The sequence below is a fragment of the Pseudomonas sp. I2 genome (assembly GCF_040984075.1).
In the GTDB taxonomy this organism is placed as follows: domain Bacteria; phylum Pseudomonadota; class Gammaproteobacteria; order Pseudomonadales; family Pseudomonadaceae; genus Aquipseudomonas; species Aquipseudomonas guariconensis_B.
Window position 1 is genome coordinate 56854 of sequence record NZ_JBCGFQ010000017.1, and the last position, 20383, is coordinate 77236.

At 63.9% G+C, this 20383-nt stretch carries 18 protein-coding genes, 1 tRNA gene and 2 pseudogenes; 8 read left to right on the forward strand and 13 right to left on the reverse strand.

What is annotated here, in order from left to right:
* Positions 1 to 70 precede the first annotated feature (70 nt).
* Positions 71 to 1354 carry an FAD-binding oxidoreductase gene (locus tag WCE05_RS11000; protein ID WP_225790645.1) on the reverse strand — a complete coding sequence of 428 codons (1284 nt, stop codon included), beginning with the start codon at positions 1352 to 1354 and terminating at the stop codon, positions 71 to 73.
* Positions 1355 to 1556: 202 nt separating this feature from the next.
* Between WCE05_RS11000 and WCE05_RS11005 the strand changes: the two genes are divergently transcribed.
* Positions 1557 to 1633, forward strand: a tRNA-Val gene (locus WCE05_RS11005).
* A 139-nt stretch (positions 1634 to 1772) separates the two neighbouring features.
* Positions 1773 to 1982: pseudogene (locus tag WCE05_RS11010) on the forward strand (ABC transporter substrate-binding protein); the annotation flags it as partial.
* Positions 1983 to 2031: 49 nt separating this feature from the next.
* Here the strand turns inward: WCE05_RS11010 and WCE05_RS11015 are convergent.
* From WCE05_RS11015 to WCE05_RS11065, 11 genes and pseudogenes are all read right to left on the reverse strand, one after another.
* Positions 2032 to 2538 (reverse strand): GNAT family N-acetyltransferase, encoded by a 507-nt coding sequence (locus tag WCE05_RS11015; RefSeq protein WP_253103293.1) that lies wholly within the window; start codon positions 2536 to 2538, stop codon positions 2032 to 2034.
* A gap of 3 nt (positions 2539 to 2541) precedes the next feature.
* A pseudogene (locus WCE05_RS11020) lies at positions 2542 to 3099 on the reverse strand (HD domain-containing protein); the annotation flags it as partial.
* A gap of 117 nt (positions 3100 to 3216) precedes the next feature.
* Positions 3217 to 3774, reverse strand: coding sequence for a helix-turn-helix domain-containing protein (locus WCE05_RS11025; protein WP_368815911.1), 558 nt, complete (start codon positions 3772 to 3774; stop codon positions 3217 to 3219).
* A gap of 287 nt (positions 3775 to 4061) precedes the next feature.
* The gene (locus WCE05_RS11030; protein ID WP_253081193.1) at positions 4062 to 4766 is read right to left on the reverse strand and encodes a GntR family transcriptional regulator; all 705 of its coding nucleotides are present in this window, start codon (positions 4764 to 4766) and stop codon (positions 4062 to 4064) included.
* Between the two features lie 183 nt (positions 4767 to 4949).
* Positions 4950 to 5978, reverse strand: coding sequence for a proline racemase family protein (locus WCE05_RS11035; protein WP_368815912.1), 1029 nt, complete (start codon positions 5976 to 5978; stop codon positions 4950 to 4952).
* Between the two features lie 10 nt (positions 5979 to 5988).
* Positions 5989 to 7470, reverse strand: coding sequence for an aldehyde dehydrogenase family protein (locus WCE05_RS11040; RefSeq protein ID WP_225790650.1), 1482 nt, complete (start codon positions 7468 to 7470; stop codon positions 5989 to 5991).
* Positions 7467 to 8747 carry an FAD-binding oxidoreductase gene (locus WCE05_RS11045; RefSeq protein ID WP_253081195.1) on the reverse strand — a complete coding sequence of 427 codons (1281 nt, stop codon included), beginning with the start codon at positions 8745 to 8747 and terminating at the stop codon, positions 7467 to 7469. The genes WCE05_RS11040 and WCE05_RS11045 overlap by 4 nt, the downstream gene beginning before the upstream one ends.
* Positions 8748 to 8889: 142 nt before the next feature.
* Positions 8890 to 9765: a dihydrodipicolinate synthase family protein gene (locus tag WCE05_RS11050; RefSeq protein WP_225790652.1), complete on the reverse strand. Its 876-nt coding sequence runs from the start codon at positions 9763 to 9765 to the stop codon at positions 8890 to 8892.
* A 22-nt stretch (positions 9766 to 9787) separates the two neighbouring features.
* A complete protein-coding gene (locus tag WCE05_RS11055; protein WP_225790653.1) occupies positions 9788 to 10453 on the reverse strand; it encodes an amino acid ABC transporter permease in 666 nt (221 codons plus the stop codon).
* A 10-nt stretch (positions 10454 to 10463) separates the two neighbouring features.
* Positions 10464 to 11135: an amino acid ABC transporter permease gene (locus WCE05_RS11060; RefSeq protein ID WP_225790654.1), complete on the reverse strand. Its 672-nt coding sequence runs from the start codon at positions 11133 to 11135 to the stop codon at positions 10464 to 10466.
* A gap of 10 nt (positions 11136 to 11145) precedes the next feature.
* Entirely contained in the window at positions 11146 to 11967 is an 822-nt protein-coding gene (locus tag WCE05_RS11065) for an amino acid ABC transporter ATP-binding protein (RefSeq protein ID WP_225790655.1), read from the reverse strand.
* Between the two features lie 622 nt (positions 11968 to 12589).
* On the opposite strand from WCE05_RS11065, the gene WCE05_RS11070 reads away from it, so the two are divergent.
* From WCE05_RS11070 to WCE05_RS11080, 3 genes are all read left to right on the forward strand, one after another.
* Positions 12590 to 13411 carry a transporter substrate-binding domain-containing protein gene (locus WCE05_RS11070; RefSeq protein WP_368815913.1) on the forward strand — a complete coding sequence of 274 codons (822 nt, stop codon included), beginning with the start codon at positions 12590 to 12592 and terminating at the stop codon, positions 13409 to 13411.
* Between the two features lie 84 nt (positions 13412 to 13495).
* Positions 13496 to 14266, forward strand: coding sequence for an SDR family NAD(P)-dependent oxidoreductase (locus WCE05_RS11075; RefSeq protein WP_253081197.1), 771 nt, complete (start codon positions 13496 to 13498; stop codon positions 14264 to 14266).
* A gap of 15 nt (positions 14267 to 14281) precedes the next feature.
* Positions 14282 to 15037: an SDR family NAD(P)-dependent oxidoreductase gene (locus WCE05_RS11080; protein ID WP_225790658.1), complete on the forward strand. Its 756-nt coding sequence runs from the start codon at positions 14282 to 14284 to the stop codon at positions 15035 to 15037.
* A gap of 54 nt (positions 15038 to 15091) precedes the next feature.
* Here WCE05_RS11080 and WCE05_RS11085 read toward each other — a convergent pair whose 3' ends face one another.
* Positions 15092 to 16144: a proline racemase family protein gene (locus WCE05_RS11085; RefSeq protein WP_368815914.1), complete on the reverse strand. Its 1053-nt coding sequence runs from the start codon at positions 16142 to 16144 to the stop codon at positions 15092 to 15094.
* 305 nt (positions 16145 to 16449) lie between these two features.
* On the opposite strand from WCE05_RS11085, the gene WCE05_RS11090 reads away from it, so the two are divergent.
* Genes WCE05_RS11090 through WCE05_RS11100 form a run of 3 tightly spaced genes read left to right on the forward strand, consistent with a single transcriptional unit; the run spans position 16450 to position 20268 of the window.
* Entirely contained in the window at positions 16450 to 17841 is a 1392-nt protein-coding gene (locus WCE05_RS11090) for an FAD-binding oxidoreductase (protein ID WP_225790660.1), read from the forward strand.
* Positions 17842 to 17851: 10 nt separating this feature from the next.
* Positions 17852 to 18820 (forward strand): NAD(P)-dependent oxidoreductase, encoded by a 969-nt coding sequence (locus WCE05_RS11095; protein ID WP_253081198.1) that lies wholly within the window; start codon positions 17852 to 17854, stop codon positions 18818 to 18820.
* Positions 18817 to 20268: an aldehyde dehydrogenase family protein gene (locus tag WCE05_RS11100; RefSeq protein WP_253081199.1), complete on the forward strand. Its 1452-nt coding sequence runs from the start codon at positions 18817 to 18819 to the stop codon at positions 20266 to 20268. Before WCE05_RS11095 ends, WCE05_RS11100 begins: the two co-directional genes overlap by 4 nt.
* Positions 20269 to 20383: the final 115 nt, after the last annotated feature.

Consider the following 20383-nt stretch of genomic DNA (forward strand, 5'->3'; position numbering starts at 1 on the left):
ATAGGCCGGTACAGCCAGCAACTACCTCAACTGACGGGTACCGGCATGGCGGTACCCGCCAACCAGGGACTCAGATCCCCAGACGGTCGCGCAGGCTGTAGTACCAGGCGCCGAGGGCGCTGAACGGCACGCGCAGCAGCTGACCACCCGGGAACGGGTAGTGCGGCAGGCCGGCGAAGGCATCGAAACGCTCGGCCTGGCCGCGCAGGGCCTCGGCCAGCACCTTGCCCGCCAGGTGGGTGTAGGTGACACCATGGCCGGAGCAGCCCTGGGAGTAGTAGATGTTGTCGCCGATACGGCCGACCTGCGGCAGGCGCGACAGGGTCAGCAGGAAGTTGCCGGTCCAGGCATAGTCGATCTTGACGTTCTTCAACTGCGGGAAGGCCTTGAGCATCTTCGGACGAATGATCGCCTCGATGTTCGCCGGGTCACGGGCGCCATAGACGACGCCGCCGCCGAAGATCAGGCGCTTGTCGCTGGTCAGGCGGTAGTAGTCGAGCAGGTAGTTGCAGTCCTCGACGCAGTAGTCCTGCGGCAGCAGGGTGCGCGCCAGGTCTTCGCCCAGCGGCTCGGTGGTGATCACCTGGGTGCCGCAGGGCATCGACTTGGCCGCCAGTTCCGGCACCAGGTTGCCCAGGTAGGCGTTGCCGGCGACGATGATGAACTTGGCGCGCACCTTGCCCTGCGGGGTGTGCACGACCGGGTTGGCGCCACGCTCGATGCGCACGGCAGGGGTCTGTTCGTAGATCACGCCGCCCAGCGACTCCACGGCGGCAGCTTCGCCCAGGGCCAGGTTCAGCGGGTGGATGTGGCCGCCGCTCATGTCCAGCATGCCGCCGACATAGTTGTCGCAGGCGACCACTTCACGGATACGCTTCTGGTCCATCAGCTCCAGCTGGGTATGGCCGAAGCGCTCCCACAGGCGTTTCTGCGACTCCAGGTGGCCCATCTGCTTGGCGCTGAGCGCGGCGAACACGCCGCCGTCCTTCAGGTCGCACTGAATGTTGTACTTGGCCACGCGCTCACGGATGATGCGGCCGCCTTCGAAGGCCATCTGGCCCAGCAGTTGCGCCTGCTTCGGGCCGACGGTGCGCTCGATCACGTCGATGTCGCGGCTGTAGCTGTTGACGATCTGGCCACCGTTGCGGCCCGACGCGCCGAAGCCGACCTTGGCAGCCTCGACGATGCTCACCTTGAAGCCGTTTTCCAGCAGGAACAGCGCGCTGGACAGGCCGGTGTAGCCGGCGCCGATGATGCAGATATCCGTCTCCACCTCACCCTGCAGCGCCGGACGTGGCGGCACCGGGTTGGCCGAGGCGGCGTAGTAGGACTGGGGGTAGGGGGTATTGGCCATGCTCGGGGAACCTCGTGTTTTATATTTTTAACGAATGTACCGATGCTATCAATAATAATAAACACCCGCTAGTCGTCTGTTGAAAATCCTTTACTCGGCCCTGGTGCTGGCTTCTGTCCAAATATTTTTTAGATTCAGTGGGTTAGCGTGAAAAAAACAGTTGACACCGATTTTGGAATGCGTAGAATGCGCCCTCATCGACAGGCACATAGCTCAGTTGGTTAGAGCACCACCTTGACATGGTGGGGGTCGTTGGTTCGAGTCCAATTGTGCCTACCAAACGAAAGTCCCGGTTTACGGGCATGAAGAAGGGCGATCCGCAAGGGTCGCCCTTCTTCGCTTTTGCAAAAGCCCACTGGATCTCGGCGACCCTGACGCAGGCCGCCGACGTCCATGCAAAAGCTGTCAGAGCACGTTCGCGGCACGTATCCTCGGGCCGCTGTGGGGCAACCTGGACAGCGCCACGGTGCAGCAGGCCAATGCCCGGCGCAGCTATGACGTGCAGCCGGTGAAGCTGGACAACCTCGATGAGCAGCAGCGCATCGCCGATGCGTTCTACCGCGAAGGCTTGCTGCCCAAGCCGGTGGATGCGCGAGCGGTATCTGTATTCGAGCCGCTGGGCGAATGATCGTCGCGGCGGGCTAGCCGGGCAGAGCGCGAATGCCAGGGGGCGTTCGCTACTCGGTCGCTTCAAAAGCCTTGTGGTACTCCACGATGCCTTCGGGGAGTTCACCGCCAAAAGACAAGGCTTGGAAGTACTCAGGCGCAACGCCAGGCAGCGTGAGGCCGGCGTGGGCTCGGAACCCGAAGCGGCCATAGTAGCCTGGGTCGCCCAGCACCACGCAGCCAGCCCCGCCAAGGCGCTGTAGTTGGGCAAGGGCGGCTTTCATCAAGGCCGAACCGATACCTTGCCCCTGGCGGCCCGGCTGCACGGAGATAGGCCCAAGGCCGTACCAGCCCGTTGCACCGGACGAGATCGTGACGGGTGAAAGGGCGACATGGCCAATGATCGCATCATGTTCTACCGCGACCAAGGAGACGGTCAGCTGGTTGGCGCGTCGCAGTGCATCGACAATGAATTGTTCGGTATGGCTTGAATGCTCCTCGTGCTCGAACGCCGCCTCGGTCAGTTGGGCTATGGCGCTGATGTCTTGGGGGTGTTCAGGGCGGATGGTCATGTTCATGCTGATGTTTTCTCTGGTGTCCTTGTCGATGATGCTGCGAAGCACCTCGAATAGAGGGGCGGCATCGGTGTATTTCCTGCCATAGGCCAGATTGAATGCGTAATCGAAGCCAGTTGGGTTCTTGCCCTGGTTGTGCTGCAGGAGGGTCTCCAGCTTGTCTAGCGCCTTGACGGCTTTTGCTTCTGGCGATCGTGCATGTTCATAGTCATCCCAGAGCGCCAGTATCTCGGCTTGCAGCGTTTCATCCAGTGCCTGGGTCAAGAGCAGAAGATCATTTCGCTCTTGCTGGCTCTTGTTGGGAAACGCGTGTTGGCTGACGGCGGGAATGTCGCCGTTGATGGCCTCGCCCAAGTCGTGAATCACGCACATCTTGAGCATTTTCAGCGTATCGAGGCCGCTTAGCTGCGCCTCGAAAACAATGGCCATCAGGCAAAGGCGCCAACTGTGCTCGGCCGTGCTTTCGGTGCGCCCGGAGGAGGTGTGTGCGCTTCTGAGCACGTCCTTGAGCTTTTCCGCCTCGCGCAGGAATGCAAGGCGCCCTTTGAGTTTCTCGATGTCCATAGACCCCTCTGATTTCGTCGGTGAACAGCATGCCGTTCACCTTGATGAGGCCAGCCTAGATCCGAAGGTGTTCAGCGTCCACGCATAAAATATGCGAGCAAAGGGGAGGGCGATCCGTCAGAGCGTCTCTACCAGGCGCGCGGCCGTTCCATCCGAGAGGGGGATGCGTGTCCAGCGACAGAGGCTCTGGCTGATCGGCACGAGGGACGAGTCGTTGTTGCCGGTTGTGAACTCCAGCGCTGGCGGTGCGAGGGCTTCCCGCCACCCCGATTCATCCAGCGCGAACTCCTTGCTGACGATCTCTGGCGTAGCGAAGCGCCACAGCGAACGACCCAGCAGGTCGTTGAGCGGGCTGGCGAACTGGGCGGCGCGCGAAGGGGAGCAGGCCAGCAAACGATGCGTCAGGTCGCAAATGAGGTGAACGGGCCGTGAGCTTTCCCTGACCAGCCGGGCCAACGCTTGATCGGCGGCTGCATCGAGGCGCGCGGCCAGCAGTCGTTCAAGTTTTTCGTGTGCGAGGGGATCCATGGCCTGTACGCCGCTTTCCCAGCGCGAGATGGTCGACTGAGTGACGTTGAACAACGCCGCGGCATGGGATTGCTTGACGCGGTGCAGTAGGCGCCATCGCCTGAGCGCAATGCCGGGCAATGCTGGTTTTAGCGACAGGTCAGGCATCTTGGCGTCCGGGGACGTGGCGGGCTGGCCAGTGTGATTTAGGCAAGGCCAGCCTGCAAGTTGGTTCGATAAACGGGAGTCAGGTGGGAGGTGCTCGCCGTGCAGACATTGTGCCTTTAGAGAGCCTTGATCCCCTATCCTGGTCATTGTTGTCGCAAGAAAGAAACCGTAGCCATGCCCCAGCGACGCGTCGAGAGGGGCATGCTTTGGCCCCAGAGCAACCCCTTTATAAGAGGGCCAGTCAGTGCGTTAGCCGTGCCCCGTTCGCAGCCGTGTGCCAATTGGCACTACGCCACGGACATCCGCGCCGTGAGGTTCTGTTGCATGTAGTCGAGGAACCGGCGCTGAAACAGCATCGTATGCTCATGCGCAGCGGCTTCCGCCGCATCCGGATCACGGGCGGCGATGGCATCGATGATCTCGTCATGGTCACGGCCCAGCCGGTGGGTGCTCGCCGAGCTGACCACGTGATCGAAGTGCAGGTGCAACAGGCGTTGCCCTTCACTCAGCAAGCGCTCGTAGTAGTTGATGAAGTACGGATTTCGGCCGGCCTGGGCGATCGCCAGGTGGAAGGCCTTGTTCAGCTCGGACATGGTCTGGAAGTCGCCATCCGTTACGGCCTTGAGGTAGGCCGCGTCGGCCTGGCGGATGGCCTCGAGGTCTTCGGCGCGGTGCTGGGTCGCGGCCAGGCGAGTCACCGCACGCTGCATCAGGTCCAGCGCCGAGATGTAGTTGGGGAATTCCTCGATCTCGAACGGGGTCACCAAGGTGGTGCGGTTGGGAAGGATGACCACCAGCCCTTCGGTAATCAGCCGTGCCAGGGCATCGCGCACCGGTGAGCGCGACAGGCCGAACTGGGCGGCGAGCGACACTTCATCCAATTGCACGCCGGGCTTGAGCTTCAACGTCAGGATCTGCTTGCGCAGTTCTTCATATATGTAGCGGCCGCTGTGACGACGGGGGCCGCCTTCGAGGTCGTTGTCTTTTGCCATCATCGGTTCTCGGTTGGACCGCGCCATGGTCGCGTGCGGCCTTCGTTATCTTGCCGTGCTTGTCGACGGTGTAGCCGGCAGCATGCTGCGGGGATGGCGGCTGCGTCAAACATGCCTGGCGGGTGTCGAGCAGTAGAGGCAGGAACGCACCGTGCTCCGCCTGCCCACCACGGTGCGCATGGGCTATTGGTCCAGGCCCACCCCCCAAGTATCGCTGAGCATGAACCCCGCCGCCAGCGGATCGTCAGGGTCCACACCGATCTGCTGGAGGCCATAGAGCCAGGCCCGCCCGGTTACCCGAGGCAGTACCGCGGGGCGGCCGGCCACCTCGGTATGACCCAGCAGCGTGACCTGGAACTGCCCGCCGATGGTCGAGCGTGACACCAACTGGTCACCCGCCTGCACCAGCCCCCGCGCCGCCAGCGTGGCGAGGTTGGCGGAACTGCCGGTCCCGCAGGGCGAGCGGTCGACCCGCCCCGGGGGCAGGGTGGTGCAGGTCTGGTAGGTGCGGTCGTCCAGCCGATGACGGAACATCACGTAGGCCACTTCGTTGACCGAAGGCAGCAGTGGGTGCTGGATCGCCAGTTGGCGGTTGATCACAGCCTTCAGCGCCACCCCGGCATCGGCCAGGGCGCGGGCATGTTCAGGGGCGATCGACAAACCGGTCTGCTCGACATCGACCAGGGCGTAGTACACGCCACCAAAAGCCACGTCGACCTTGAGCGTGCCGAACGCTTCGGTCTCGATGGCCAGGTCGAGGTGCTCCACGAACGCAGGCACCATGTCCAGTGAGACGTTCAGGCAACGGCCATCCGCGCATTGGGCGCGGGCGGTCACCAGACCGGCCGGGGTGTCGAGGACCACGGTGGTTTCCGGCTCCTGCATCGGCACCATGCCCAGCTCGAGCAGGGCGGTGACGACGCAGATGCAGTTGCTGCCGGACATCGGGTGCGCCTTGTCGGCCTGCAGCACGATGAAAGCGGCATGGGCCTCGGGGCGGGTGGGCGGTAGCAGCAGGTTCACCGACATCTGTAGGCAGCCGCGCGGCTCCAGAGTCACCAGGCGGCGCAGGCTGTCATCGACCTCGTTGATGTAGTTCATCTTGTCGAGCAGGGTGGCGCCCGGGATACCCAGGACGCCGCCAGTGATGACTTTGCCGATTTCGCCCTCGCAGTGCACTTCGGCCAGTTGCAGGGTCTGTTTCCAACGCATGGGTGTTACCTCACTTGATGTACCAGCCCCAGGGCTGTTCGCTGTCGTAGCGCGTGATCTGCTTGGTTTCCAGGTAGTTGTTCAGGCCCCACTCGCCCAGCTCGCGGCCGATGCCGCTCTGCTTGTAGCCGCCCCATGGGGCCTCGGTGAAGGTCGGCTGCGAGCAGTTGATCCAGACAATACCTGCACGGAAGCGACGGGCGACACGTTCACAGCGCTCCAGGTCCTTGGACATCACCGCGGCACCGAGGCCGAAGCGCGAATGGTTGGCCGAGCTGATGGCCTCTTCTTCAGTATCGAACGGGCGAATGCATACCACCGGGCCGAAGATTTCTTCGTTCCAGATCCAGCTGTCTTCCGGTACATCGGCGAAGATGGTCGGCTGCAGGTAGAACCCCTTGTCCAAGTGCGCCGGACGCTCGCCACCCGATACCAGGCGGGCGCCTTCTTCCAGGCCGCGGGCTATCGCCTGCAGGGTGTTGTCGTACTGGCTGCGGTTGACCAATGGGCCGAGCAGCACGCCTTCTTCCATGCCATTGCCGATCTTGATCTTGCGCGCCTCCTCGGCAAGGCGGGCCAGCAGCGGCTCGTACGCGGAGCGTTGCACCAACACGCGCGAGGTGGCGGAGCAGACTTCGCCCTTGTTCCAGAAGATCCCGAACAGGATCCACTCCACGGCGGCTTCGATGTCGCTGTCGGCGAAGATCACGAAGGGCGACTTGCCGCCCAGCTCCAGGGTGACGTTCTTGATGTCCTGGGCCGCGGCTTGCATGATGCGGCTGCCCACCGGGACGCTGCCGGTGAACGCCAGCTTGTCCACGCCAGGGTGGGCGGTCAGCGCGGCGCCGACCGTGGACCCGGAACCGGTGACGATGTTCAGCACACCTGCCGGCAGACCGGCTTCATCGGCGATGCGGGCCAGCTCCAGCGCCGTCAGCGAGGTTTGCTCGGAAGGCTTGAGAATGATGCAGCACCCTGCGGCCAAGGCCGGGGCGACTTTCCAGGCGGCCATCAGCATTGGGAAGTTCCACGGCACGATGGCCCCGGCAACACCGATCGGCTCCTTGCGCGCCACCGAGCTGAAGCGCTCGTCCGACAGCGCGACAGGTTTTTCACGCTGGGCATCGAGCGCTTCGGCCATGTTGGCGTAGAAGTCGAAGCAGCCTGCGGTATCGCCGATGTCCCACATGGCCTCGGGGAACGGTTTGCCATTGTCGCGAACCTCCAGGGTTGCCAGCTCTTGCTGGCGCGCGCGAATCCCATCGGCGATCTTGCGCAGGTAACGGCCGCGCTCTGCGCCGCTCATGCGCGGCCAGGGGCCCTCGTCGAAAGCGGCACGGGCCGCCTTCACCGCGGCGTCCACGTCTGCGGCGCAACCGGCTGCCACCGTGGTGATCAGGCTCTCGTCACTCGGGTCGAAGGTCTCGAAACTATCGCCATTGACGGGGCTGACCCATTGGCCGTTGATGTAGAACTGGTCGTAGCGGTTCATGCGTTTCCTCCAAGGACGGCGAAGCGTCGGGCACTGAATGCAGAGAGATCCTGGGTTGGGCTGCGTTGGGCAGCGAGGTCGCTCACCAGGCGGCCGGTGGTAGCGCCGAGGGTGAGGCCGAGCTGGCCGTGACCGAAGGCCAAAAGGGCGTTCTTCAGCCGTGGCGAGCGGTCGATCACAGGTTTGGTATCGGGCAGGAACGGGCGGTAGCCGACACCGAACTCCATGCCTTGGGTGTTCAATTGCGGCAGGACGCGGCGGGCCTTTTCCATGATGATTTCGGCACGCTTGAAATTGGGCTCGGCATCGGCGCCGGCGAACTCGAGGGTGCCGCCGATCTGCAGGCCGCGGGTCATGGGGGCGAAGCAGAAGCCGCCGTCGGCGTAGATCACCGAATGGCGAAATTCCACGTCGGGTCGTGGCAGCACCGCCTGATAGCCGGCGATACCCGCCAGCGGAATGTTCACGCCGAGGGTGTCGAAGAATGCCCGCGCGCCAGTGCCTGCGGCCACTACCAGCAAGCCGGCGGGTACGCGACTGCCGTCGGCCAGGGTCACGCCAGTCGCCTGGTCGAGGTTTTCATCGATTTTCACCACCCGCTGGCGCACGCGCCTGCCGCCCTGGGCAATGAAGCTTTCGGTCAGGGCGGCGATGAAGCCTTCGGTGTCGTTCACCGCACGCCAGTCAGGGAACATCAGGCCATGTTGGAACTTGCCAGCCAGGGCCGGCTCCAGGTCAGCGATCTGCGCGCCGTCGAGCTCCTCGGAACGAAAGCCCAACTGCTTGCGCAAGGCCAGGTGGGGGCGCTCGTGGGCCAGGCCGGCAGGGGAGTCGAACACCTCGATAATCGGCCGGTCGCCAAGCAGAGCCTTGTCCGGGCAGGCATCGAGTAGAGGGGCATAGTCTTCATAGACATGCTGGGTCAGGCGCGCCATGTCCTGGGCGATCTCATGGATCTTCGACGGGCGGGCACAGGCCAGGAAACGCATGAACCAGGGCAGGATCCCCGGCAGCGCGCTGGGGCGCAGGGCCAGCGGGCCTTTCTGGTCCAGCAGCCAGCCAGGGATCTTCATCAGGATGCCAGGCTTGGACAACGGGATGACTTCGCTGACCGCCATCTGGCCACAGCTCCATTTCGCGGTGCTGTCGCCGGGCGCGGCAGGGTCGACCAGGGTGACCCGGTGGCCGTCGCGCTGCAGGTACAGTGCGCAGCATACGCCGACAATGCCGCCACCGATGACCACGGCCTGTTGCGATGACGTTTGCGGGTTGTTCATGAGAGGCGTGCTCTTCAAAAGGTGGTGGGGTTCCTGTGGGGGCGGGCTCGTCCCGCACACAAGGGCATGGCCCTTGCCATATACCGGTGTCGTCAGGGGCCGGCCTATTCGCGGGCAGGCCCGCTCCCACAGGGGGAGTGCATCAGGCTTGCGACGCCTCGTACGCCTTGCGGAACTCGGCTTTTTCTTCGTCGGTCAACGGCAGCAGCGGTGCCCGTGCGTTGCCTACCTTGAAGCCGGACAGCTCGGCGCCGTACTTGACCTTCTGTACGAACTTGCCGCTTTCCAGGTTGGCCATGGCCGGGAACAGGCTGCGCATGACTTGCTGGGCACCGCGGATATCGCCGCTGGTGAACGCCTTGTGGAAGGCGACGACCTTCTCCGGGAAAATGTTCGCCGGGCCGCAGATCCAGCTGTCGGCGCCCCACAGGTAGAAGTCCAGGGCCTGGTCGTCCGAGCCGCAGGACAGCTGGATGCCCTTGTATTTCTCGCCGATCTCGATGGCGCGCAGCAGGTTGCCGCTGCTTTCCTTGATGCCGATGACGCGCGGGTGCTCATGCAGCGCGGCGACCACGTCCAGGCCGACTTCGACGTTGGTACGGATCGGGTAGTTGTACAGCACCACGTTGATCTCGGGGAAGGTTTCGAGAATGGTGTTGTAGTGGGCCAGCAGTTCCTCCTGGGAGGGCAGGGCGTAGTAGGGCGGCGCGATCAGCAGGTGGGTGTAGCCCGCCTCGACGGTCTGCCTGACCTGCTCCAGCACCTCGCGGGTGCAGGCGCCGTTGGCGCCGGCGATCAGGGTGCCACGGTCACCGACCACTTCCTTCACCGTGGCCAGCACCTGGCGGCGTTCTTCGTTGGTCAGCGCATAGTATTCGCCGGTGGAGCCCAGCGGCACGAAACCGCTCACGCCCGCGGCCAGTTGATGTTCGAGGATCGAGGCCAAGGTGTCGTGATCGACCTTGCCAGCGGCATCGAATGGGGTGACCAGGGCAGGCAGGATGCCATTGAGTTTCATGGTGAAGTCTCCTTGTTGGGAATCAGTAGGCGTAGCGGCGCAGCAGGCGCCCTTCGACCACACCGACCAGGCGGGTCAGCGGGAAGGCCACGAGGAAGTAAATGACTGCGACAGCCGACAGGAACTCGACCGGGCGGGCGGTGCTGTTGGAAATGTTCTGGCCGACGAACATCAGGTCGGCCACCCCGACCGAGGAGATCAGCGCGCTTTCCTTGAACAGGCTGACCACGTTCGACAGCAGTGGTGGCACAGCGCGCAGCAAGGCCTGGGGGAACACCACGTAGAGCACCTTGACGCGGGAGGTGAGGCCCAGGGCCGTGCAGGCGTCGTGTTGTTCGCTGGCGATCGACTTGAGCGCACCGCGGAACGTTTCGCTGGTGATCGCCCCCATGTACAGGGTCAGGGCGATCAGCACCGAGACGTAGGGCGGGATGTCCAGGCCGAATATCACCGGGAAGCAGAAGAACACCCAGAACAGCTGGATCAGCAGCGGCGTGCCACGGAAGAACTCCACGTACAGCGTCAGCGGCAGGCGCACCAGCTTCAGCTTCAGCTGCCGCAGCAGGCTGACCACGAAGCCGAACAGGCTGCCGAGCACGGCGCAGGCACCAGTGAATGCCAGGGTCAGGCCCAGGCCTTTGAGCAGCACCGGCCAGTAGTTCAGGACAACCGAGAAATCGAGTGGCATGGCTATCTCCTCAGCGCTGGCCGGCCAGTTCCTGGCGCCGTTCGAACCACTGCACCAGCTGCGCGATCGGTAGCGACAGGGCGAAGTAGATGAGGGCGATCAGGGTGTAGGTTTCCAGCGGGCGGTAGGCTTCGGTCGCGAGGCTTTTGCCCACGTACATCAGGTCGGCGACGGCAACGATGGCCACCAGTGCGCTCTGTTGCAGGGTGCCGATGCCGTTGGTGATCAGCACCGGCAGGGCGCTGCGCAGCGACTGCGGGAGGATCACGTACAGCGTGCGTTGCCAGCTTTTGAGGCCCAGAGCGATCGAGGCATCCAGGTGTTCACGCGGCACCGCCTGCACGCCGGCCCGATAGGCTTCGGCGTTGAACGCGGTGAGGTTCAGGCCCAGGGCCAGGAAGCCCATGGCTATCGGGTCGATGAACACGTCGAACAGCATCGGCACGCAGTAGAAGAACCAGACGATCTGCAACAACGCCGGTGTGCAGCGGAAGAACTCGATGAACAACTGCGCTGGCCAGCGAATGAAGAACCAGCGGCTCAGGGTCATCAGGCACAGCACGAAGCCCAGGGTCAGGCCGATGAGGTTGGAAACCAATGCCAGTTGCAGGGTGACCTTCAGCCCATCCAGCAGCGCAGGCAGGCTGCCGTTGAGGAAGTGGAAGTCGAATTGGTAGTTCATCACGGCGTCCTCAATCGAACTGCACGACCTTTTCGAGGAACTCACGCGTGCGTGCTTCCCGTGGCTGGGTGAAGATCTGCTCGGGATGGCCTTGCTCGACCACCTTGCCGTTGGCGCAGAACACCACGCGGGTGGCGATGTGGCGGGCGAAGTGCATGTCGTGGGTGACGATGATCATCGCCATCTTCTGCTCGGCCAGTTGCATCATCACGTTCTGCACTTCGATGACCATTTCCGGGTCGAGCGCCGAGGTGACCTCGTCGAACAACATCAGGCGGGGTTCGAGCATCAGCGCACGGGCGATCGCCACGCGCTGCTTCTGCCCGCCGGAGAGCTGGCTTGGGTAAGCGTGCAGCTTGTTTTCCAGGCCCAGGCGGGCGAGGTAGGCGCGCGCTTTCTCGGTGGCTTGGGCCTTGCCCAGGCCATGGACCTTGACCGGCGCCAGGATCAGGTTGCCCAGCACCGACAGGTGCGGGAACAGGGTGTAGTGCTGGAACACCATGCCGATCTGCTTGTGCAGGGTTTCATCCAGCGGCTTGCCCAGCTTGCGGCTGCCATCGATATAGGGCTTGCCCTGGAAATGGATCGTGCCGCCCTGGATGCCCTCGAGCCCCATCAGCACCCGCAGCAGCGAACTCTTGCCGCTGCCCGATGGCCCGATGATCACCAGGCGGTCGTCGGCACGCATGTCCAAGTTCATCTGGTCCATCACCACCAGTTGCTCGCTATAGGCCTTGCGCACGTCGCGTAACTGGATGAAGTCGCCGCCCTGGGGCGAATCCGGGCCGAGCGAAACCTGTGGCTGGGCTGCCACCAAACGAGGGATGTTCATCGCGATTGTCTCCACGAGGGCGCACTGGGCGGCACCTCGGCTCAGGGTTACGGGAGGCTGTTGCCTGCGGCGTTGGTTGCGGTGCGCGCTGTGTCGGTCAGGCCGACGGTCTTGCCGGGCCTGGCCAGTGGTGCATGGGGGCGTTTGCAGAAATGCCTAGCAGCCCGGGTGGGCGCTTGCCACCGCCATGGCGTTTGGAGCGAAGGGCTGGCAGCACCTGCGCAGGCGCTGTGGGAAGCGGTCTGAGCCATTTTGATTCTCTCCGATAGCTTGTTCTTGTAGGCAGAAGAGTCGATCAACAGTTGATGAGTGCTTTGCTGAGCTTCTTGTTGTGTGCAATGTTGTATTCAGACTATGGCCGCCTTGAGTGTACTGTCAACACACGTGGGGAAAAATTTATTCGCTTGCCTTGGCGCGCCGTCCATCCAGGACAAAAGGAAGGCCCGAGGGCGCGAGGAAAGAAACGAGGGGAGCGAGAGAGGCCGATTCCAACCATTCGAAAAAGCCTGTTGACAGCATCCGGTGTGCTTCATAATCTGTATGCAGCCATGCACACAATATGGCGTGCACTACCCAGCGCTTACCTTCCTGCCTACAACAATGATTAACAGTGAGGTCAAAAATGCTCCGTTCCCTCAAGCCGCTTTTCCTGGGTGCCAGCCTTTGCGGCGCCATACTTGGCCAATCCATGGCCCAGGCTGCTGAAACCTCGGTTTGGCAGAATGTGCAGAAAGCCGGTGTCCTGCGTTGTGGCGCTGCGGTAGCCGCGCCCTATGTCATGCGCGATGCGCGTTCGGGTGACTACAGCGGCTACTTCGTCGACCTGTGCAGGGACTTCGGCGAGAAGGTGCTGAAGGTCAAGGTCGATTTCGTCGACACGAGCTGGGACAACCTTGTCGCCGGCTTGCAGAGCGGCAAGTGGGACTTGGCCATGGCCCTCAACCAGACTCCCGAGCGCGCGCTGGCCGTGGCATTCACCACCCCCGCCACGGACTATCAAGTGTCGTTGCTGGTGAACAAGAACAACCCCAAGTTCACGGACATCGAGGACAATATCGGCGCCCTCGACAAACCCGACGTGACCTTCGCCGTCATGTCCGGCACCGCCCAGGACAAGGCGATCTCCTCGGTGATCCGGAACGCGAAGATCATGCGTCTGCCAGGCATGGACGAGACCCGTCTGGCGGTGATGTCCAAGCGCGCCGATGTACTGGTGGACGCCAGCGACACCAACCACCTGTTCGCATTGGCCAACGCCGATTGGGCGCGCGAGATCCTGCCCAAGCCGGCGCTGGCCAAGCAAGGCGTCGCGTTCGGCGTGCGCCGGGACATTTCCCCGGCTGACATGGACGTGCTGAACATCTACCTCAAGCAGCGCCGCGACAGTGGCGACATCGACAAGCTCGTGGACAAGGCCTCGGTGCAGGCCAACGCCGCGAAGTAACCCTTCGTCGTTAACCGGGAATGCCGTCTTCGCGCGCGAGGGAGGCGGCACCTTTGCATCTTTATCAAGAGAAGGTGAGCACGGATGAACGATTCCACACGCCCATTGGCTGGCCAGACATTGCTCGTCACGGGTGGCTCCGGCGGTATCGGTGCGGCGATTGTCGAGCGCCTGGCGGCTGAAGGTGCCCGACCGGTGATCCACTACAGTCGCGACGCGCAGGGCGCGCAAGCCTTGCTCGAGCGGATTGGTGGCCAGGGCTTTATCGTCCAGGGCGACCTGTCCCAGGACGATGGTCCCGAACGATTGTGGCAGGCAGCGATGGCCCTGGCCGGCGGACGCCTTCATGGCCTGGTCAACAACGCGGGTATTCGCACGGAGATTCCCTTGCACGCGCCGTCATCCGAATGGCGTGCCGCCTGGCGCCGCGAGTTCCAGGTGAACTTCTTCGCGGCGGCCGACCTGTGCCGTGAGGCGGTCGAGCATTTTCGCATCCATGGCGGTGGCCGCATCGTCAACATGGCCAGCCGTGCCGCCCAGCGTGGCTACGCGGCCGACGCCTTGCCCTATGGCGCCAGCAAGGCTGCGCTGATCAACCTGACCAAGTCACTGGCGCGCAGCGTGGCGGGCGAGGGTGTGGTCGCCGTGGCCATCGCGCCCGGTTGGGTCCGTACCGATATGGCCGAGCGCTTCGTCGCCCAGTTCGGCGAGGCCGCGGCGACTGCCGACATTCCCGTGGGGAGCATGGCCAGCCCCGAAGAGATCGCCGAGTTGGTGGCCTTCACCTTGCGTCCGTCCCAGGTTTCGCTCAATGGCGCGACCCTGGATGTGAACGGCGGCAGCTATATCCGATAAATCGAGGAGTCGACGATGAACAGGTTCGAAAACAAGGTGGCGATCGTGACCGGTGGTGCCGGGGGGATCGGCTCGGCGATCGCCGGTCGGTTGGCGGCCGAAGGGGCGACGGTGGTGGTCAGCGACGTCAATCTGGAGGCGGCCCAGGGCGTCGCCGAGGCCATTCAAGGCAACGGCGGCAAGGCGATCGCCGTGGCGGCGGATATCGCCCAGGGTGAGGCCTGCCGGGCGCTGGTGGAGACGGTTGTCAGGCAATTGGGGGGGATCGATGTGCTGGTCAACAACGCCGGGATCAACCGCCGCGGCAACCTCCTGGCGCTGACGGAAGATGACTGGCATACCAGTTTCGCGGTCAACTTGGACTCGATGTTCCACCTGTGTCGGGCGGTATTGCCGATCATGATCGAGGCGGGGGCCGGCGCTATCGTCAATACGGCCTCCCAGTGGGGGCTGCATCCTGCGCCCGGGCACATCGCCTACAACGTGACCAAGGCTGCCGTGGCCTCGTTCACCCAGAACCTGGCGCGTGACTATGCGCCGCAGAACGTTCGGGTCAACGCGGTATGCCCTGGCGAGATCCATACGCCGATGCTCGAGGCTGGCGTGCGGCGCTCGGGAAGGACCATCGCCGACCTGGACAAGCTGGTGCCCTTCGGCCGGATCGGCAAGCCCGAGGAGGTCGCGGCGCTGGTGGCGTTCCTCGCGTCGGATGAAGCGGCGTTCATGTGTGGTTCGTTGGTGGAGATTACCGGGGCGCAGGCGGTGGCTTGAGTGGCGCCGCCTTTGTGATACTGGGGCTGCAAAGCAGCCCCGAATGGAGACCGCTCACGCCCAGATGTCGCTCACGACAAAGCCTTCGGTGAACGGATCGTCATGGTCCAGCACATAGGTATTCAGGCCATAGATCCAGCTGGTACCGGTAATGGTCGGCACCACGGCCTTGTAGTCGCCGATACGGGTTTCCTCGACCAGGCGGCCGGTGAACACGTTGCCCAGCACACCCTGGTGGCGGAAGTCCTGGTTCAGCGGTAGCTCGCCCTTGGCGTGCAGGACCGCCATCTTCGCGCAGGTACCGGTGCCGCATGGGCAGCGGTCCAGTGCACCGGTCCAGGTGGAAGGGTTGTCCCAATCCAGCTCACCGGAGGCGACGGTGACGGCGTTCTTCCAGTCGGCGTCCGGGCTGTCGGTGGGGCCGGACAGCTGGGAAATGGTGATGCCGATGCCAGGGTAGTCGGGATGCGCGACCGGCAATTGCTCGGCAGCGGCCTGGCGGATCATGGCGCTGACGCGCGCGATCTCGCCGCCATGCTCGGGCTTGAGCTCCAGGCCCGGGAACTGGCGCACGTCGGCGATCGCATAGAACATGCCGCCCCAGCCCACATCGACCGTCACTTCGCCCAGGTGGGGCACCTGGATCTTGGCATCCAGGTGTGCGGCGAAGGCCGGCACGTTCTTGAACGTGACACTCTTGACCTTGCCGTCGCGGCATTGCGCCTTGATGCCGATCAGCCCGGCCGGCGCTTCGAGGATCAACTCGGTGACGGGTTCCTTCATGGGCAGCATGCCCATTTCCAGCAGTACGGTGACCACCGAGATGGTATTGCCACCGGACATCACTGGGTATTCGACCTGTTCCATGATGATATAGCCGGCATCGGCGTCGGGATGGCTCGGGGGCACGATGAGGTTGCAGCACAGGGGAGGGTAGCCGCGGGGTTCGCGCAGCATCAGCTTGCGCAACTGATCGTCGTTTTCGCGCAACCATTGCATCTTTTCGTGAACCGTCTTGCCCGGGATATGTGGAACGCCACCGGTGATGACGTGCATCGGCTCGCCGGCGTGCGTATCGACAGCATGAATGGTTCTTTTGAAGGCCATCGGGATCTCCAGCTTATGGGTATCGAACAGACTGTCTGTGGCGCAATGCCCGTCAGTTAAGCGGCATTGGCCTGTAGCGGCACTTTCTCACCCCTGGCACCTGCTGCCCTATAACGTCTGAGACAGCTCGTGTGACGCCAGGGCGCGCAGCTGTACGTCCTTCACGTCCTATCAATCGCCGGAAATAGCAAATCCATGACAAAAGGCGTGGCCGTTCTATCAATTGTCATGACTGTAATATCGGTGCCCTGTGCCGGCTGAGCATCATGTCGCGACAAGACAACCTGTTCAGAGGCACCCTCACTATGTACCGTGGATTCTGGTATGCCCAGGCACTCGACCTGGACAGCGACCTGGCCCCTGCGCTGCAGGACTCGATTCAAGCCGATGTCTGCATCGTCGGCGGTGGTTTCCTTGGCCTGTGGTCGGCCATCCGCCTCAAGCAGGCGCATCCCGGGAAGACCATCGTCATCGTCGAGCGCGACCGCTGCGGTTCCGGTGCCAGCGGGCGCAACGGCGGCATCGCCACCAACTGGTGGGGCAAGTACCTGTCGCTGCGCACCATCTGCGGAGACGTCGAGGCACGGCGCATCTGCGAGGCGGCCGAGTCGGCCATCGACGAGATCGGCAGCTTCTGCCAGGAGCACGGTATCGATGCCCAGTACCGCAAGGACGGCTGGCTGTGGACCGCCACCAACCAGCGCCAGTTGAATTCCTGGCGCGTGCTCACCGACGGCCTGCAGAACCTGGGCGTCAACCCGTTCCAGGAGATGGCGCGCCACACCATCCAGGGCCGCGTCGGCTCGCCGCTGGTGCTCGGCGGCATCTATGATCCCAACGCCGCCACCGTGCAGCCGGCCATGCTCGCTCGCGGCCTGCGCCGCGTCGCGCTCAAGCTTGGCGTGAAGATCTTCGAGAAGTCCCCGCTCACCCACCTGGCGCGCGGCCCCAAGCCTGTGGTGCACACGGCCAAGGGCCATGTGAAGGCCGACCGCGTGGTGCTGGCGATGAACGCCTGGGGCGCAGCGTTCCCGGAGCTGCGCCGGATGATCGCGATCATGTCCAGCGACATGGTGGCCACGGCGCCGGTCAAGGCCAAGCTCGACGCCATCGGCTTGAGCGGCGGCGAGTGCATGACCGACTCGCGCACCGTGCTCAACTACTGGCGCAACACGCCGGATGGCCGCGTGGTGTTCGGCAAGCCGCTGGGCCAGTTCGCCTTCGCCGGGCGCATCGGCAACCTCTACGAGAAGCCTTCGCCGGCCGCCGACAAGGTCGCCGCCGAACTGCGTCGGTTGTACCCGCAACTGGCGGACGTGCCGGTGGTCAGCAGCTGGACCGGCCCGATCGACCGCGCCATGAAGGGTTTGCCGAACTTCGGCTACCTCGACCGTCACCAGAACATCGCCTACGGCATCGGTTTCTCCGGTAATGGCGTGGCCACCACGGTGTTCGCCAGTCGCATCATCAAGTCGCTGGTCGAGCATGCCAACGACGCGTGGGCCAACTGCGGCCTGGTCAACCAGAAGATGAAGCTGCTGCCGCCCGAGCCATTTCGCTTCTTCGGCGCGCACATGGTGCGTGACGCCCTGGTGCGCAAGGAGTCGCTGGAGGACCACGACCAGGACGCCGGCTTCGTCACCCGCCAACTGGTGGCCATGGCGCCGGCCGGCTACGTCCCCGCCCAGAAAAAATAAGGACAAGATCGTGAGCGAACATATCGTCTTCCTCGACGACGAGGGCCTGGCATCCTCGACCCGTCTCAAGCGGCCTGACTGCGCGCACACCTGGCAGCAGTTCGCCTATACCCATCCGGACCAGGTGCTCGAGCACCTCAAGGACGCCACCATCGCCCTGACCTGCAGCGTACCGCTGCGTAAGGAGCACCTGCGTCAGTTGCCCAAGCTCAAGATGATCTCGCTGGCCCTGACCGGCCGCGACATCGTCGACGTCGACTATTGCGAGGCCCATGGTATCGAGGTGGCCAGCGTGCCTGGCTACGCCGCCAACACCGTGGCCGAGCACAGCATGGCGATGATCCTCGAGCTGTTCCGCCGCCCGGCAGCCTTCACCCGGCTGATGCGCCAAGTGCACGCCGGCCAGGCGCAGCACAAGAACATCTACTTCGACCACCGCATCCGCGATGTGCGCGGCAAGCAACTGGCGATCATCGGCAGCGGCCCGATCGCCCTGCGCCTGGCCGAACTGGCCCGTGCGTTCGGCATGGAGGTGTTCTTCGAAGACCGCGGTGGCAAGCGCAGCGGCCCGGATTGCCGTCCGCTCGCCGCGCTGCTGCGTAGCTGTGACGTGCTGTCGATCAACTGCCCACTGACCCCGCAAACCCACGACCTGATCGACGCAGGTCGATTGGCCCTGATGAAGCCCGACGCCCTGGTGATCAACACCGGCCGTGGCGGCATCGTCAACGAGGCGGCGCTGATCGATGCGCTGCACAACGATCGCCTGGGGGGCGTGGCGCTGGATGTGGTGGAGCATGAGCCGCTGCACCCGAGCAACCCGCTGTTCCAGCTGATCGATCGCGACGATTTCATCCTCAACCCACACATCGCCTGGAGCAGCGAAGACGCCATGCAGCAGTTGATGGACAGCGCCGTGGACAACATCAGCCGCTTCGTCGCCAGTCAGGCCCCGGAAAAAAGGATCCAGCGCGCATGAGCATCGTGATCAAGAGCAGTTATGTCGACGGCGCCTTCGTCGGTTTCGACGCGGCCAGCGACCTGCTGGAAAACCGCAACCCCTCCAACCCGGCCGAGGTCATCGAGCGCTTCGTGCGCGCCGATCAGGCCCTGACCGAACAGGCCATCGCCGCCGCCCGCCGTGCCCAGCCCGTCTGGGCGCGCAGCAACCCGCAGCAGCGCGCAGACGCGCTGGACTTCATCGGCAGCGAGATCCTCGCCCGCCGTGAAGAACTGGCGACCCTGCTGGCCCGCGAGGAAGGCAAGGTCGTCCGCGAAGCGCTGGGCGAGGTGGACCGCGCCGGCCGTTCGTTCAAGTTCTACGCCCAGGAAGCCCTGCGTGCCGAAGGCGAGAAATACCAGTCGGTGCGCCAGGACGTGGGTATCGACGTGTTCACCCAGCCCCTGGGCGTGGTGGGCATCATCGCGCCGTGGAACTTTCCCATCGCCATCCCGGCATGGAAGATCGCCCCGGCCCTGTGCTTCGGCAACAGTGTGGTGTTCAAACCGGCGGAGCTGGTGCCGTCCTCGGCCTGGGCGCTGGCCGAGATCATCAGTCGCGCCGGGTTGCCGGCCGGCGTCTTCAACATGCTGGTCGGCCCCGGCCGTAGTGTGGGCGACACGATCATCCGCTCGCCACAGGTCGATGGCATCAGCTTCACCGGTTCCGAGCACACCGGGCGGCAGATCGCCAGGTTGGCGGCTGAAGGCATGAAGAAGGTGCAACTGGAGATGGGCGGCAAGAACCCGCTGGTGGTGCTCGACGATGCCGACCTGGAGCAGGCGGTGGAGGTTGCGCTCAACGGCTCGTTCTACAGCACCGGCCAGCGCTGCACTGCCAGTTCACGGGTGATCGTCACCGAGGGCATCCATGATGCCTTCGTCGCCCGCCTGGCCGAGCGCACCCGGGCGCTGACGGTTGGCGACGCCTTGCAGGCCAGTACCGACATCGGCCCGGTGGTCGACGGCCGCCAGCTGGAGCAGAACCTGTCGTACGTGGCCAGCGGCGTGGAGCAAGGCGCGAAGCGGGTATGCGGTGGCGAGCGGGTGGAGAACGAGGCGGGTGCCTACTTCTTCACGCCGGCGCTGTTCACCGAGGTCACGCCGGACATGCGCATCTACCGCGAGGAGATCTTCGGGCCGGTAGTGAGCGTGCTCAAGGTGCGTGACTACGACGAGGCGTTCGCGGCCGCCGAGGACACGGCCTTTGGCTTGTCCGCCGGCATCGTCACCACCTCGCTGCGCCATGCCGAGCACTTCAAGCGCAACAGCTCGGCGGGGATGGTGATGGTCAACCTGCCGACGGCGGGGGTGGATTATCACGTGCCGTTCGGCGGCAACGGCGCCTCGAGCCTGGGCTCGCGCGAGCAGGGCACCCATGCCCGACAGTTCTTCACCCGAGTGAAGACCACCTACCAGTTGGCTTGAGTCAGCCCCCGGGGCTGCAAAGCAGCCCCAGGATTACCCGCTCAAGGTGATGACCGAGATCTCGCATTCTTTGAGGTAATCCTTCTATTTCTTATATTCATGCGAGCTTAATCTG

Bases quoted from the DNA above. Each gene is read 5' to 3' on its own strand.
- WCE05_RS11000 (WP_225790645.1), bottom strand. From the start codon at position 1,354: ATGGCCAATACCCCCTACCCCCAGTCCTACTACGCCGCCTCGGCCAAC.
- WCE05_RS11015 (WP_253103293.1), bottom strand. From the start codon at position 2,538: ATGAACATGACCATCCGCCCTGAACACCCCCAAGACATCAGCGCCATA.
- WCE05_RS11025 (WP_368815911.1), bottom strand. From the start codon at position 3,774: ATGCCTGACCTGTCGCTAAAACCAGCATTGCCCGGCATTGCGCTCAGG.
- WCE05_RS11030 (WP_253081193.1), bottom strand. From the start codon at position 4,766: ATGGCAAAAGACAACGACCTCGAAGGCGGCCCCCGTCGTCACAGCGGC.
- WCE05_RS11035 (WP_368815912.1), bottom strand. From the start codon at position 5,978: ATGCGTTGGAAACAGACCCTGCAACTGGCCGAAGTGCACTGCGAGGGC.
- WCE05_RS11040 (WP_225790650.1), bottom strand. From the start codon at position 7,470: ATGAACCGCTACGACCAGTTCTACATCAACGGCCAATGGGTCAGCCCC.
- WCE05_RS11045 (WP_253081195.1), bottom strand. From the start codon at position 8,747: ATGAACAACCCGCAAACGTCATCGCAACAGGCCGTGGTCATCGGTGGC.
- WCE05_RS11050 (WP_225790652.1), bottom strand. From the start codon at position 9,765: ATGAAACTCAATGGCATCCTGCCTGCCCTGGTCACCCCATTCGATGCC.
- WCE05_RS11055 (WP_225790653.1), bottom strand. From the start codon at position 10,453: ATGCCACTCGATTTCTCGGTTGTCCTGAACTACTGGCCGGTGCTGCTC.
- WCE05_RS11060 (WP_225790654.1), bottom strand. From the start codon at position 11,135: ATGAACTACCAATTCGACTTCCACTTCCTCAACGGCAGCCTGCCTGCG.
- WCE05_RS11065 (WP_225790655.1), bottom strand. From the start codon at position 11,967: ATGAACATCCCTCGTTTGGTGGCAGCCCAGCCACAGGTTTCGCTCGGC.
- WCE05_RS11070 (WP_368815913.1), top strand. From the start codon at position 12,590: ATGCTCCGTTCCCTCAAGCCGCTTTTCCTGGGTGCCAGCCTTTGCGGC.
- WCE05_RS11075 (WP_253081197.1), top strand. From the start codon at position 13,496: ATGAACGATTCCACACGCCCATTGGCTGGCCAGACATTGCTCGTCACG.
- WCE05_RS11080 (WP_225790658.1), top strand. From the start codon at position 14,282: ATGAACAGGTTCGAAAACAAGGTGGCGATCGTGACCGGTGGTGCCGGG.
- WCE05_RS11085 (WP_368815914.1), bottom strand. From the start codon at position 16,144: ATGGCCTTCAAAAGAACCATTCATGCTGTCGATACGCACGCCGGCGAG.
- WCE05_RS11090 (WP_225790660.1), top strand. From the start codon at position 16,450: ATGTACCGTGGATTCTGGTATGCCCAGGCACTCGACCTGGACAGCGAC.
- WCE05_RS11100 (WP_253081199.1), top strand. From the start codon at position 18,817: ATGAGCATCGTGATCAAGAGCAGTTATGTCGACGGCGCCTTCGTCGGT.